The organism is Vibrio sp. Y51_MX_L26, from assembly GCF_024181935.1.
GTDB lineage: Bacteria > Pseudomonadota > Gammaproteobacteria > Enterobacterales > Vibrionaceae > Vibrio > Vibrio diabolicus.
Genome location: NZ_JAMZAS010000021.1, coordinates 1 through 13,692, shown reverse-complemented (window position 1 = coordinate 13,692; position 13,692 = coordinate 1). Strand labels below are relative to the sequence as shown.

Here is a 13,692-nt window from a genome sequence, read left to right as displayed (position 1 = left end):
ACAAGACGTTCAAGGCGATTCGAAACGCATTGGGGTTTTAGTGCCCAAATAGGCACGGATTTATCAGAGTTTATTTTAGGTTAGGGTGCATGTGCGTCTCTCACACCTTAACTGCGCGTTAGGCGACGGGCAGGAAAGTTCTTTGTTCTCATCTTCTTAGTTCTATTCGGCAGTTCGTTTTTCTATGTCGGCAATTCAGCGTTGTCGGCTCAAATTCTTGAATATCTCCAACCGTAAAACATGCCAAAGTTCGCGGGTTACCTCATTGGTTTTTGGTGCAGGTTGGTGGTAGGTTTCACTGGCTCAAAGTGTGAAAATGGCAGGTTAATCGAGGCTTTCGTTCTCGCTTTAAGTTTGCAACTTTGGGTTTTTCGGGCTCAAAACCTACTTTGTTGTTGAAGGTCTGCATTCCGTGGTCGTTGGAATCTTGGCTGAAACATAGTGATATTTGTGGTTCTTGAATCACAAAAAGTTAGTGGGTGTTTGGTTGCTTATTGGGTTTCGGGTAATCTGCTTTAAAAATAACTTAAACACAGGTGGGAAACTTCGCCTAACAAGGCGTTTAAGGCGGATTCACAACGCTTGGCGGTCTCAGTTCCAGTCAGGTTTAGTGTTTAAGGTACAGGGGTTTAGGTTTGGTGGTCGCGTTGTTCACCACTTAACGCGGCGTTATGCCTCAGGAGGAAAAATGGAAAAGTCCATCCGAGAATTAGCTAAAGAAGTTGGTCTAGTTATTCCGAAACCAGAAGCGAAAGCAGACTTCGTAATCAAAGGTATTGGTAGGCGAAGAGGTGAAGAAGCGTTGATCTATCGTATTCCCTCTCATTCGGAGAAAGCCCCTTTTTATGAAAAAGGAGTGACGCTATCAGAATTCCAACTGGCTTATTCACATTTAAGAGAATCAGGCTATTTAACAAGAACTTGGTTTAATAACAACCTTTCTGCTTGTGCAAAAGAGGGAGCGTGCAACTTTACAACCATAGGTGGCGTGTTTTGCATTTTAGGTGTGGCAGAATACGTATCAAAAGCGACCTATCAGTTAAAGGCATAACAAACTGTTTAAGAGTGATTCGCAACGCGTGGCATTTTTACTATGCGTTAGGTCTAATGGTTAAGGTGGTATGCAGGAGCTTCGGTATTGCGTTGCTCACACCTTAACAGGGCGTTAGTTGCCAACGAGTAAAACGTACTAAAGCAGAATGTTTAAGGCTAATGTCCATGTGTTTTTGGCTTGTTTTTTCAATTCAGTTTTAAGCTTTTGGGTTAGTGAAAATCGTGCTTTGGTTTCTTGTGTGGTTTGGGTTTTCTGTTTCAGAAGCCGATTTACTTGTTGAAAGTTAGCTCTGTAGTATTGTGTTTCCAAAAGAGCTCTTAGGTTTAGTCAGTCCGTTTTCTACGGCGTTGTGTGTTCCAAGTGGTTTCAGTGACAGGCGCTTTGAAACTGTGCCTGACTTGAGTTTTCCAACATACGTAAAGCAAGTGTTGGCAAAGCGGTAATTAACTTCAAATCAAAGCTTTAGGTTTGGCAACTAACAAAGCATTCAAGAGGGATTCACAACGCTTGGCAGTTTTGGTTTGAATCAACTTTAGTGTTTACGGCACAATGGCTTAGGTCGGGTGGTTTGCGTTGTTCACCCCTTAATGCGGCGTTATACGCTTATGTGTTCTAATCAGTTTATGGAAGATCAATGCAAATATGGAACAAATCCTACCTTTTGCTATTACAAATGAAATGGCAGTCATCATTGGACTCTTTGGACCTTACGTTTTAAAGCGGTGTGAACCGAGATTTGAAAGAGCTCTTTCCTCTGTTAAGAGTATCGCTCTATTTCGAGGACTAAGTGCTTGGAAGCGTGAACGAAAGTTTAAGCGATTAAAAAGGATTCGACGCAATAGAAATATTTACCCAATTGTTCAAGATGAAATCGCAAAGTGTAATACTTACTTCATAATGTTTTGCATATCAATATTGTTTTATTTGTATCTCTTTATGGATAGTCCGATCAAAGAGTTGTTCAATATTAATATGTGGTTGACTGTGCTTTTAGCCTCACCTATCTATTACTTCGAAATTAGGTGGTTAGTAGCATCTTCAAACAAGAAAGAGTTGTTAGGAGTAATGCGGAGAAAGCGCGTATAACAAACTGTTAAAGAGTGATTCGCAACGCGTGGCATTTTCATCATGCGTTGGTTTAAGTGATTAAGGTGGTATGCAGCGACATCAGTATTGCGTTGCTCACACCTTAACAGGGCGTTATATGCTTTAGGGATTTCTGAACAGGATGTTTTTAATACTAGCAATATTGGGTGCTATTTACCTGTTATTTAAGCTATACCAAGAAGGCGAAGAGATCGGTTGGAATAGAATTTTAGTTACTATCTTTTTTGCCAGCTATTCAGCTCTGTATTTGTATGTTCCGCCTTTTTTAGGCATGAATAACCAATATGCAGGTAAAATGTACGAATTAGTTCCAATCGGATGCTATTTCATGGCTTTACTTCCCTATATGGAAGAAGCAGAAACTGAGGCGAAAGCCTTCGTATTTTTCGCTTGGTGTGGTCTTATTCTCATAGCATCTTTCTTGGTTTACTTTAAGTTGTATGTGTGGTGATGGGTGCCAGTACGCATATAACAAACTGTTCAAGAGGGATTCACAACGCGTGGCATTTTCACTATGCGTTGGTTTAAGTGATTAAGGTGGTATGCGGCGGCATCGGTATTGCGTTGTTCACCCCTTAACAGGGCGTTAGTTGCCAACGAGAAAAACGGAGCTAAAACAAAATGTTTAGGGCTAAGGTCCAGTGCTTTTTGGCTCGGTTTTCGTATTTCAACTTCTAGTTGTTTGGGTTTGTGAAAATCGGTCGTTGGTTTCTTTTGTGGTTGGATTTTCTATTTCAGAAACCGATTTATATGTTGAAAGTTAGCTGTGTAACACTGTCTGTCCAAAGGAGCTTTTTGGTGTTGTTAGCCCGTTTTCTACGGCGTTGTATGTTCCAAGTGGTTTCAGTAACATGCGCTTTGAAACTGCGCCTGATTTGAGTTTTACAAAATACGTAAAGGTCGTGTTGGCAAAGTGCTCATAAACTTCAAATCAAAGCCGTGGGTCTGGCAACTAACAAACTGTTCAAGAGGGATTCTCAACGCTTGGCGGTTTAATGCTATTTTTGGTAAAAGTGTTTACGGTGTAAATTTTAGGTTGGGTGGCTAGCGTTGCTCACCCCTTAACAGGGCGTTATAACTCTTTTGTCATTTCATCATTACCTCTCAGAAGCAAAGAGGGCTAACCTATGAAAACTAGAATATTAGTCGGTACCATTTGGGTTGCTGTTTTTAGTTTGGGGCTCAACGCAAGCCCTCTAAGCACTCAAAGTGATGAACGATTGTTCAAAAATTTTGCTCTTTCATCTTGTATCGCAACCAAATACAAGGGCTCTTATGTGGCTAAAGATGCGCTCACAGCAATGCAAGGTTATCGAGAGTTCTCAGATTTGCCTTTGGAGGTATTCTTTGATCTAAGTGAGTTATTGGAAAGCGGAAATACTACAGCTTACAAATCAAAAAATGGTAGCGTGATAGAGTTAGCCTATTGTATCGATTTCTCTAATTCGGACGTCGTGCATAAGCTGTACTCAAAGGCAAAATCAGAGTTATAACAATCTGTTTAAGAGTGATTCGCAACGCGTGGCATTTTCACTATGCGTTGGTTTTAGTGATTAAGGTGGTATGCGGGAGCTTCAGTATTGCGTTGCTCACACCTTAACAGGGCGTTAGCTTGCAAGTGGCTAGACATAACCTATTAATTTCCTTAAAATTACCTCTTTTTTAATTTAGTGAAATTATGTATCAACTTGTATTCTTAATTATCGTCATTGTAGTTCTTGTTTATGGTTTTATTGGTGAAAATACTTATCACAAACCAAAGTTTTTTATCGTACTGGGCTTTGCTGTTTGTTTGATTTCAGTTTTGTTTATTGATCTTGCATTATTGTTATCAAGTAAGGAAGTCAACTTGCTTAATGATCGGACAACTGAGTTTGTTAAGAACATTATCACAGTTTCACTGGCAGCTCTTGGTGGTGGCTTAATGTCTACTGGTTTCGTTTTGTCCGCTCAAAAAAAGCATAATCAAAGAAACTATGAGATTCAGAAGCGCGCTGAAGATTTGGAGAATCAAATAGAAGAGTTGCAAAAAAAGATCGATGCTTGCGACCTTATTAACAAGGATGAAGAGAAGGTTAAATTTGTTAATAGATTGATTGAGTTGGACGAAAAGCTGACAGATAGCAAGACTGAACTTAGTAAGCGTGCCTACCTTTAGCTAGCTAACAATCTGTTTAAGAGTGATTCGCAACGCGTGGCATTTTTGCTATGCGTTGCGTTTGGTGTTTAAGGTGGTATGCGGTAGCTTTGGTATTGCGTTGCTCACACCTTAACAGGGCGTTAGTCGCCAGAAAAAGCTAGCAATCAAAATCATGTTTCTGAGCTTAGAATTTAGCAGCTGTTTGCTTGGTACACCGATTAATCGTAGATCATCAGAGCTTAGTTCTAGCCGTTTTAAGTCCAAAGTTTTGTACCTGTCCTAGCGGTTGTTTTGTTCTTTGGTGCTTACAGAGTAGGGCAATCGAGAGTTTGTTTTTGGTTGCAACTCCGCTCGGTGAGTTTGTCGGTACAAAAGCCGATTTACTCGCTGAAATGACGTTTTCTCTGGTGTTGTAAATCCCACGTGGTTTCAGTGACTTCGTTGAAAGTCCGCACTGTGAGATTAGCTTTTCAAAAGCGCCTTTTGGTGTTGTCAGTTCGTTTTCTGCGGCGTTGTTTGTTCCAAGTGGTTTCATTGAGTAGCCGCTTTGAGACTACGCCTGACTTAAATGCATCAAAGCACATAAAGTTTGTTGTTCGCAAAGTTTAGTTCGGCTTAAAATTGTCGCTCGGTGCCTCGCGACTAACAAACTGTTTAAGAGTGATTCGCAACGCGTGGCATTTTTACTATGCGTTGCGTTTAGTGTTTAAGGTGGTATGCGGGAGCTTCGGCATTGCGTTGCTCACACCTTAACAGGGCGTTAGTACCAAAATTAAATTAGGTTTCGGAGTATTTGAAAATGTTCTTTTCTAGTTCATCTCAACCCTTAGTTAACGGCGCTCACTTGTGCGAAGAGTTAACTAGATTTCTATCTGAAAACAAAAGTGACTTTGAACAGAAACTTATCCCGGATCTATCTCATATAGATCATATGGCTCACAATGTTAATGGTATAGAAGTCGAAAACATTTCTTTTGTGGGCGGTAATCAATATCAACTCGATTATTCATACGATTGGGAAGTCTATCGTGGTTGCTCTGATATGAATGAAGCTGATATCGAACATGAAAGCATATTGTTTGTCCTTAATGATGACGGCTTCATCGAAATTGATTTCCCAGAATATGAAGAGCGTGATACTCGCGAGGAATTTTAGTACTAACAAACTGTTCAAGAGGGATTCGCAACGCGTGGCATTTTCACTATGCGTTGGTTTAAGTGTTTAAGGTGGTATGCGGCGGCTTCGGTATTGCGTTGCTCACCCCTTAACAGGGCGTTATACGCTTTAGGAAAATTATGCAAAAATTGAAAAAAATAGAACAATTTCTTCAGATGTTTTCGCAGGATGCTCGTAAACAACAAAGGCTAAAAGATGACATTTTTAACTTCTTTGTTGTTTTTTCTAGATTTGAGTTCGCTCTAAAAGAGTCTGGCTACCTAAAGGATAAAAAAGTAGCCGAACCAAGTTGGGATAAGTTCGTAACGAAATACAAAACTGAATTTAGTGTTAATGAAGATATTCAAGAAAGCTATATTTACTTAACATCGGAAGAAACACGGCCAAATAAACAAAAAACTAATAAGACTAATCAAAATGGTGAGGAAGTTTTCAATACTTATTGGGATAAATTTAACTTAGATGCAGGCGCTCCAGAACTTAAAAAAGCATGTGATGTAGTTTTAACAATAAGAAACAACTTGTTCCATGGTGGTAAATATGGTGAAAAGACGTGGAATGATCCTGAAAAAACGACTTTGTTTGTAAAGCACTCTGTTGTGTTGATTTTAGCGTTTACAAAACTAGACGAAGATATACAGGTCTATTTTGAAAATTTTGCGTAGCAGCGTATAACAAACTGTTTAAGAGTGATTCGCAACGAGTGGCATTTTTACTATGCGTTGGTCTTAGTGTTTAAGGTGGTATGCAGGGAACTTCGGTATTGCGTTGCTCACACCTTAACAGGGCGTTAGTTGCCAACGAGATAAACGCAGCTAAAACAAAATATTTAGGGCTAAGGTCCGTGTGTTTTTGGCTCAGTTTTCGTATTTCAATTTCTAGTTATTTAGGTTTGTAAAATTGTGCGTTGGTTTCTTTTGTGGTTGTATTCTCTATTTCAGAAACCGATTTATATGTTGAAAGTTAGCTCTGTAACATTGTTTATCCAAAGGCGCTTTTTGGTGTTGTTAGCTCGTTTTCTACGGCGTTGTATATTCCAAGTGGTTTCAGTGACAGGCGCTTTGAAACTGCGCCTGATTTGAGTTTTCCAAAATACGCAAAGACAGTGTTGGCAAAGCGGCAATTAACATCAAATCAAAGCTTTAGGTTTGGCAACTAACAAAGCATTCAAGAGGGATTCACAACGCTTGGCAGTTTTGGTTTGAATCAACTTTAGTGTTTACGGCACAATAGCTTAGGTTGAGTGGTGGCGTTGTTCACCCCTTAATGCGGCGTTATGTTTTTCGAGGAAATGGTAAGTGAAATATTTGAACAAAGGTTTGCTAGTCCTTAGCTTTCTTTGTCTCTTCTTAGTGCTGAAAAGTAGCGAAGAAAGGCTCCTTTTTGAAAGTGCTGGATTCATTTTTCAGCAATTTAAGCTGGGGAATGAGATTATTTTTAACTTGTCATGTGGGATGCTCATCAGCATTTGGTTCTATTTTTTGGTTGTTTGGCTGCCAGAGAAAAAGAACAAGAAGCGGGTAAAAAGTCATTTTATATCGCAATATACAGAGTTTAAACGTCATTTAATTATGCATATCGTAGGTGCATGTAAGGGTGACTTGCTCAGTAACTTGATGGAGCCTCAGGCATTTAAAGACTATTTCAAAGAAAAAGTAACAGTAGACCAAGATCGTTGGCACGTTTTTCTAAATAATCTCGATAAAGATCTCTTGGCTGACATTCTCAATGAATTTGAGGCGTTTAAAGAAGCTACGTCTTATTTGCTCGGTAACGTGCAGGTTGATGACGATGAGGTGTTCTCATTTCTGCATAGGATAAACACTATATCTATTACACTAAAAGGCGTCAGTATTGAAGATGATAGCTTGAAGCAACTCTCTCGGTTGCTTTGGGAGATATTGGCTGGCTTTAGTTGGGTGGATGGTTATCGAGATTATGACTATTTCGACAGTATGTTCCATAAAATTTAGAACAAACATAACAAACTGTTTAAGAGTGATTCGCAACGCGTGGCATTTTTACTATGCGTTAGGTTTTGTGGTTAAGGCGGTATGCGGAGGCATCGGTATTGCGTTGCTCACACCTTAACAGGGCGTTATGTGAATAGGAGGTTCCAGTGAACAAGGTAGTCAAAGAACGCTTCGATGAATATCCGGAAAATGCTCGTATTAGGCTAGAGGAGCTACGAAATCTAGTCTTTCAAATCGCATCTGATTTGGAGCTGGGTGAAGTCGATGAAACTCTAAAGTGGGGAGAACCTAGCTACAGTGTAAAAACAGGCAGCCCGCTAAGAATGGACTGGAAGCTGAAATCTCCTAATAATTATTACCTGTTCTTTAATTGCCAAACTAAGTTAGTCGATACATTTAGAGAATTGTATGGTGAAGAACTAGTGTTTCAGGGAAACAGAGCAATAGTTCTGTCCTTATCGCAAGTGTTACCAGAAACAGCAATCAAGTCCTGTTTAGAGTTAACTTTAACCTATCAACAGCGGAAACATTTACATCTTTTAGGCGTGTGAAAAATTCACATAACAAAGCGTTCAAGAGGGATTCCCAACGCTCGGTATTTTGGGTTTGATTCAGCTTTAGTGATTACGGCACAATGGTTTAGGTTGGGTGGTCTGCGTTGTTCACCCCTTAACGCGGCGTTATGTTTTTTGAGGAAAAATGGATATACGAAAGGTTAGCACAGCAGAGGTTTTACCTATTAGGCATCTTGTTTTATGGCCTAGTAAATTGCCTTCATTCTGCGAAGTCGAAGGGGATGACTCTGCTACTCACTATGGTGCATTTATTGGTGGGAAGCTGGTTTGTGTGGCATCTGTTTATAACGATGGTCATGAAGCTAGGCTCAGAAAATTTGCTACCCTGCCAGAATACCAAGGGCAAGGAATTGGCACTAAGGTTATCGAGAGACTGGTGCGTGATTTGAAGCGAGAAAATGTTAGGTATTTCTGGTGTGACGCGAGAACTTCAGCACTGTCTTTCTATCAGAAATTTGGGTTGCGTGTTGAAGGCGAAGAGTTTTACAAATCAAATGTAGCGTACTTAAAAATGTCTGTTTCGTGGGTATAAGAACCACAAACATAACAAGGCGTTTAAGACGGATTCACAACGCTTGGCGATTTGAGTACCAGTCAGGTTAAGTGTTTAAGGTACAATGGTTTAGGTTTGGTGGTTGGCGTTGTTAACCACTTAACGCGGCGTTAGTCGCCAGAAAAAGCTAGCAGTCAAAATCATGTTTTTAAGCTCAAAACTTGGCTACTGGCTGTTTGATTCATAGTTCCATCTTCGACGGTCAAAGCTCAGTTTCATCGGTTCTAAGTCAATGCATTGCTATTTTCCAAGCGGTTGTTTCGTTCTTTGGTGGTGATAGGGCGGGGCAATCGAAAATCTGTTTTTGGTTGCAAATCTGCCCGGTGAGTTTGTTGGTTTAAAAGCTTATTTACTTGCTGAAAGGACGTTTTCTCTGGTGTTGTAAGTTCCACGTGGTTTCAGTGACTTTGTTGAAAGTCCGCACTGTGAAATTGGCTTTCCAAAAACGCTTTTTGGTGTTGTCAGTCCGTTTTCTACGGCGTTGTTTGTTCCAAGTGGTTTCATGAATAGCTGCTTTGCGACTACGCCTGACTTAAGTGCATCAAAGCACATAAAGTTTGTTGTTCGCAAAGTTTAGTTCGGCTTAAAATTGTCGCTCGGTGCCTCGCGACTAACAAACTGCTCAAGAGGGATTCGCAACGCGTGGCATTTTTACTATGCGTTGAATTTAGTGATTAAGGTGGTTTGCGGCGACTTTGGTATTGCGTTGCTCACCCCTTAGCAGGGCGTTATACGAATAGAGGGAATTTATGTACAAGAGTACTGATTTTAGCTTGGATTCAAAAGAGTTCAGGTTTAAGAAAGACTCATATGCTTTGTCTAAGATAAACAATGCTAGGGTTAAAAAGTTAAGTTTTCTTGATAATTTAGGTCAAGTGTTATTCTGGGTGTTTATTTTTTCAGGGGCTGTTTGGTTAGCCATTCCAAGCTTTGAAGAGGCACCGCAATGGCTACAAGTTTTAGTTCTTAGTTTGACGGCTGTAGGTTTCGTTTTTGCTCTTCTTCGTTGTTCTAAATATGCGCTTCAAGTCGAGTTTCGCCATATAGATGAAACGGGCGTTCAATGGGTTAATGTCGCTAAGTCATACTCAAAGTCAGATTGTGAGTTATTTGAACAACAAGTGCTGGCACTGAAGGAGAAATTCGTATAACAAATTGTTCAAGAGTGATTCGGCACGCGTGGCATTTTTACTATGCGTTGGTTTTAGTGGTTAAGGCGGTATGCGGAGGCTTCGGTATTGCGCGCCTCACACCTTAACAAGGCGTTAACTGGATTGATGACGAGGTAAGTCCGATGAAAAGAATTGCGGTCATTGGTTCTGGCGGTTCGGGTAAATCCACATTTTCGGCACTATTAGGTACAGAGTTGAATTTGCCTGTTCATCATCTCGATCAGCTATATTGGAAACCAAATTGGGTTAAAACTCCAAAAGATGACTGGATCAAAATTCAAAAAGGTCTTTGTGAAAGCGAGTGTTGGATTATCGATGGTAATTATCAGAGCACCCTTGATATAAGATTTGAAGCTTGTGACACAGTAATATTCTTAGATGTAAACCGATATACCTGTATCTATCGAGCACTAAAGAGAACATTATTAAGTAGTAAGCGTCCAGATTTAGCTGAAGGTTGCGATGAAAGGTTTGATATCGAGTTCATCAAATTCTTATGGGACTATCCCAAAAAGTCGAAACCCCTAATAATGGACAAACTCAAGACGCTTACAAGAAATAAGCGTGTAATTATCGCAAAATCTGGAGAGCAAGCGCTCCGCCTTTGCAAATCCAGTTAACAAACTGTTCAAGAGGGATTCGCAACGCGTGGCATTTTTACTATGCGTTGGTTTTATTGTTTAAGGCGGTATGCGGCTGCATCGGTATTGCGTTGCTCACCCCTTAACAGGGCGTTAGCCGTCATGAAGCTTGCTATACTCAAAGTGATAGAATAGTATCACTTTAGTATTCCTTTGGAGCAGCTCTCATGAAAGTAGAACTAGTTACATCACTGAAACGTCAAGCAACAAAGATCCTTGCCGATCTCCACGACACTAAAGAACCAGTGTTAATTACTGAACATGGTAAGCCATCGGCATATCTGGTTGATGTTGATGATTACGAGTTTATGCAAAATCGTTTGGCGATTCTGGAGGGGATTGCACGAGGTGAACGTGCATTAGCTGACGGTAAAGTGGTGAGTCACGATGAAGCCAAGGACAAAATGTCAAAATGGCTGAAATAATCTGGACTGAGCCAGCGCTATCCGACCTCAATGATATCGCTGAATACATCGCACTTGAAAATATCGTAGCTGCAAAACAATTGGTTCAAACGATCTTTTCTAAAGTCGGGCGCTTAGGGGCTTTCCCTGAATCGGGTCGCATTCCGCCTGAACTAGAACATCTAAGTTATCGTGAAGTTGTAGTTAATCCGTGCCGTGTTTTCTATAAACGAGACGGCGACAAAGTATTTATTCTGTTTGTTATGCGTGCTGAGAGAGACTTGCGTAAGTTCCTATTGAGCAAGCAATAACCTTTGGGAGTGAGCGGCTAACAAACTGTTTAAGAGTGATTCGCAACGCGTGGCATTTTTACTATGCGTTGCGTTTAGTGTTTAAGGTGGTATGCGGCAGCATCTGTATTGCGTTGCTCACCCCTTAACAGGGCGTTAGCAGCCAAAACAAGTAACAATGAGATCTATCATTTTCAGGATAAGTAAAACTGATACGCAAATATTCTGATTTTTTTAAAAAAACTCGCTCCAAAAAATTATAGTTAGATTTTACTAGGAGTATTTGAAATGCAAAACAAACCGTGTCCAGTATTAATTGGATTGACATTTGATGAGGAAAGCCAAGAAGCGCTAAATGCTATAAACGAAATGAATGCCAAGATTGATGATGGTTGGGTTGCTATAGCTTTGGGACATTTGGCTGTGATTTTTGGTGGCTTAACCGTAAAAGCTCCAGCGTCTGCCGGACCTATAGAGAAAACATTGGGATTTCAACTAGTGTCTAACGATGTCGCCACCACTTCTTGGAGTATATATCAAACGAACTGGGAGTACTTTTTTAGATCTTTTGGGGCATTAGAACGCCATGCTAAAAACCAAATCAGTACAATTGCAGGTTTACAAATGATACGAGGTAAGATTAGTCATAAAGAACGCCAGTTTTGGAAAGCTGTGCATTACGGATGTAAGGTGTCTGAATGAAAAAAATTATAATCCTAGTACTTTTTCTTTTATTACCTCGTTTAGCATCTGCTACCGATGAGCTTATGCTCAATGTGGTAAACAAATCATTAATCGAGTATGAAAGTAAGAATAGTCAATGTATTGCATCATCAAAAATGCAATCTGTAAGTGATGACTTAATCCAAAAGGTTAAGCAAGTTGAGACTGATCTATCGATAAGTATTGGGTACTTATATAAAAACTCTTTGTATCAGTGTTCACTTCATGAGTTAAGTACTTTGATGAAGTTATTCTTATTGGTTGAAAATTCTGAAAAAGAAGAATATCCATTAACAAAGTTAAGAGTAAATGAGATCAAAAAGTTACTTTTTACTAAAGTCGATTTACGCTTTGAATTAAAGTTTCAAAATTTACCCAATGAAAAACAATTAACTCTAACGGAATTAGGTAAAAGCCTTGCTCCATTTGACTTGCTAGATATGTATGAACGTGCGCAAGACTGAATAGTCTGCTAACAAAGCATTTAAGAGTGATTCCCAACGCTTGGCATTTTCGTCTCTGCGTTGGGTTTCGTGTTTAAGGTGCATGGTTTAGGTAAGGTGGCAGCGTTGCTCACACCTTAATGCGGCGTTAGCCGTCATGGAGCTTGCTATACTCAAAGTGATAGAATAGTATCACTTTAGTATTCCTTTGGAGCAGCTCTCATGAAAGTAGAACTAGTTACATCACTCAAACGTCAAGCAACTAAGATCCTCGCCGATCTCCACGACACCAAAGAGCCAGTGTTAATTACTGAGCATGGTAAGCCATCCGCTTATCTCATTGATGTTGATGACTACGAGTTTATGCAAAATCGTTTAGCTATTCTTGAGGGTATTGCACGAGGAGAGCGTGCACTAGCTGACGGTAAAGTGGTAAGCCATGATGAAGCGAAGGACAAAATGTCAAAATGGCTGAAATAATCTGGACTGAACCAGCGTTATCTGACCTCAACGATATCGCTGAATACATCGCACTTGAAAATATCGTAGCTGCAAAGCAGTTAGTGCAAACGATCTTCTCCAAAGTCGAACGCCTACAAACTTTCCCAGAGTCAGGTCGTATTCCACCCGAGCTAGAACATCTAAGTTATCGTGAAGTTGTCGTTAATCCATGTCGTGTTTTCTATAAACAAGACGGTGACAAAGTGTTTATTCTGTTTGTTATGCGTGCAGAGAGAGATTTGCGTAAGTTCCTGTTGAGTAAGCAGTAACCTTTGGGAATGAGCGGCTAACAAACTGTTTAAGAGTGATTCGCAACGCGTGGTATTTTTACTATGCGTTAGTTTTAGTGTTTAAGGTGGTATGCGGTAGCATTGGTATTGCGTTGCTCACACCTTAACAGGGCGTTATGTTCTTGGAGGTTTATGGAAAACTTCAAAATTAGCAGAATCCACACAAAGTTAGGTATTTTCCGACTATCTGGAATCCTCAACAATGAAAGTGGTATTAAAAATATCAGCTATATTTCTGCTGAATATATGGGAACTGATGGCTGGTGCGAACTTAATTTACAGTCGGAGCATACTCAAAATTTACTGAGAGAGATTCAAATTGAAGTGTTGCAGCACCTAGCGTGAGCAAGTCTGTTGCATCGACCAGACATAGTTTTGTAAATATCAGTGGCTTCAAATAGCTACGAACATAACAAAGCGTTCAAGAGGGATTCTCAACGCTTGGCAATTTTGGTTCTAAGTTTAGCTTTTGTGTTTATGGCACAATAATTTAGGTTTGGTGGCTTGCGTTGTTCACCCCTTAACGCGGCGTTATTTCCGCAACGGATCTCTCAGGCTGAATGTACGTGGTTGTAGCCTAAGAGTGAAAGTGGCGGGGTAATAGGGTGGAAAAGCGGCGAAAAGGGCGAATATTTGTCATTTCCATGCT

At 40.2% G+C, this 13,692-nt stretch carries 18 protein-coding genes; 17 read left to right on the top strand and 1 reads right to left on the bottom strand.

All coding sequences use genetic code 11. The features are described 5' to 3' along the window. The first annotated feature begins 688 nt into the window (after positions 1-688). The 3 genes from NL645_RS22690 (at position 689) to NL645_RS22665 (ending at position 4,319) form a co-directional block, all read left to right on the top strand. Positions 689-1,051 carry a hypothetical protein gene (locus NL645_RS22690; protein WP_025527468.1) on the top strand — a complete coding sequence of 121 codons (363 nt, stop codon included), beginning with the start codon at positions 689-691 and terminating at the stop codon, positions 1,049-1,051. Between the two features lie 2,237 nt (positions 1,052-3,288). Further along, complete coding sequence (locus NL645_RS22675) at positions 3,289-3,654, top strand: type VI secretion system amidase immunity protein Tai4 (protein WP_253652460.1); 366 nt, start codon at positions 3,289-3,291, stop codon at positions 3,652-3,654. A 185-nt stretch (positions 3,655-3,839) separates the two neighbouring features. Beyond that, positions 3,840-4,319, top strand: a complete 480-nt coding sequence (locus NL645_RS22665; protein WP_253652458.1) for a hypothetical protein — start codon at positions 3,840-3,842, stop codon at positions 4,317-4,319. A 214-nt stretch (positions 4,320-4,533) separates the two neighbouring features. Here NL645_RS22665 and NL645_RS22655 read toward each other — a convergent pair whose 3' ends face one another. Beyond that, positions 4,534-4,836 carry a hypothetical protein gene (locus NL645_RS22655; protein ID WP_253652457.1) on the bottom strand — a complete coding sequence of 101 codons (303 nt, stop codon included), beginning with the start codon at positions 4,834-4,836 and terminating at the stop codon, positions 4,534-4,536. A gap of 264 nt (positions 4,837-5,100) precedes the next feature. Here NL645_RS22655 and NL645_RS22645 point away from each other — a divergent pair, with 264 nt between their 5' ends. The 14 genes from NL645_RS22645 to NL645_RS22545 all read left to right on the top strand — a co-directional run bounded on the left by NL645_RS22645 (position 5,101) and on the right by NL645_RS22545 (position 13,388). Continuing rightward, the gene (locus tag NL645_RS22645) at positions 5,101-5,457 is read left to right on the top strand and encodes a hypothetical protein (protein WP_063517600.1); all 357 of its coding nucleotides are present in this window, start codon (positions 5,101-5,103) and stop codon (positions 5,455-5,457) included. Positions 5,458-5,597: 140 nt separating this feature from the next. Beyond that, the gene (locus tag NL645_RS22640; RefSeq protein ID WP_253652456.1) at positions 5,598-6,143 is read left to right on the top strand and encodes a hypothetical protein; all 546 of its coding nucleotides are present in this window, start codon (positions 5,598-5,600) and stop codon (positions 6,141-6,143) included. A 633-nt stretch (positions 6,144-6,776) separates the two neighbouring features. Next, positions 6,777-7,451: a hypothetical protein gene (locus NL645_RS22630; protein WP_253652455.1), complete on the top strand. Its 675-nt coding sequence runs from the start codon at positions 6,777-6,779 to the stop codon at positions 7,449-7,451. A 146-nt stretch (positions 7,452-7,597) separates the two neighbouring features. After that, complete coding sequence (locus tag NL645_RS22620) at positions 7,598-8,002, top strand: DUF1801 domain-containing protein (protein WP_237311583.1); 405 nt, start codon at positions 7,598-7,600, stop codon at positions 8,000-8,002. A 148-nt stretch (positions 8,003-8,150) separates the two neighbouring features. Continuing rightward, positions 8,151-8,558 (top strand): GNAT family N-acetyltransferase, encoded by a 408-nt coding sequence (locus NL645_RS22615; protein ID WP_253652454.1) that lies wholly within the window; start codon positions 8,151-8,153, stop codon positions 8,556-8,558. 770 nt (positions 8,559-9,328) lie between these two features. Further along, positions 9,329-9,730: a hypothetical protein gene (locus NL645_RS22605; protein ID WP_047010329.1), complete on the top strand. Its 402-nt coding sequence runs from the start codon at positions 9,329-9,331 to the stop codon at positions 9,728-9,730. Between the two features lie 143 nt (positions 9,731-9,873). Beyond that, positions 9,874-10,371, top strand: a complete 498-nt coding sequence (locus tag NL645_RS22595; RefSeq protein WP_005448066.1) for a DNA topology modulation protein — start codon at positions 9,874-9,876, stop codon at positions 10,369-10,371. A gap of 188 nt (positions 10,372-10,559) precedes the next feature. After that, positions 10,560-10,817 carry a type II toxin-antitoxin system Phd/YefM family antitoxin gene (locus tag NL645_RS22585; protein WP_005448240.1) on the top strand — a complete coding sequence of 86 codons (258 nt, stop codon included), beginning with the start codon at positions 10,560-10,562 and terminating at the stop codon, positions 10,815-10,817. Then, on the top strand, positions 10,805-11,107 hold the full coding sequence (locus NL645_RS22580; RefSeq protein ID WP_253652453.1) for a type II toxin-antitoxin system RelE/ParE family toxin: 303 nt from the start codon (positions 10,805-10,807) through the stop codon (positions 11,105-11,107). Before NL645_RS22585 ends, NL645_RS22580 begins: the two co-directional genes overlap by 13 nt. Before the next feature lie 267 nt (positions 11,108-11,374). Further along, a complete protein-coding gene (locus NL645_RS22570; RefSeq protein ID WP_050549549.1) occupies positions 11,375-11,788 on the top strand; it encodes a hypothetical protein in 414 nt (137 codons plus the stop codon). After that, positions 11,785-12,273, top strand: coding sequence for a hypothetical protein (locus tag NL645_RS22565; protein WP_253652452.1), 489 nt, complete (start codon positions 11,785-11,787; stop codon positions 12,271-12,273). The genes NL645_RS22570 and NL645_RS22565 overlap by 4 nt, the downstream gene beginning before the upstream one ends. Positions 12,274-12,474: 201 nt before the next feature. Further along, a complete protein-coding gene (locus tag NL645_RS22560) occupies positions 12,475-12,732 on the top strand; it encodes a type II toxin-antitoxin system Phd/YefM family antitoxin (protein WP_039989820.1) in 258 nt (85 codons plus the stop codon). Beyond that, positions 12,720-13,022: a type II toxin-antitoxin system RelE/ParE family toxin gene (locus NL645_RS22555; RefSeq protein ID WP_025548916.1), complete on the top strand. Its 303-nt coding sequence runs from the start codon at positions 12,720-12,722 to the stop codon at positions 13,020-13,022. Before NL645_RS22560 ends, NL645_RS22555 begins: the two co-directional genes overlap by 13 nt. A 153-nt stretch (positions 13,023-13,175) precedes the next feature. After that, a complete protein-coding gene (locus tag NL645_RS22545; protein ID WP_253652451.1) occupies positions 13,176-13,388 on the top strand; it encodes a hypothetical protein in 213 nt (70 codons plus the stop codon). Positions 13,389-13,692: the final 304 nt, after the last annotated feature.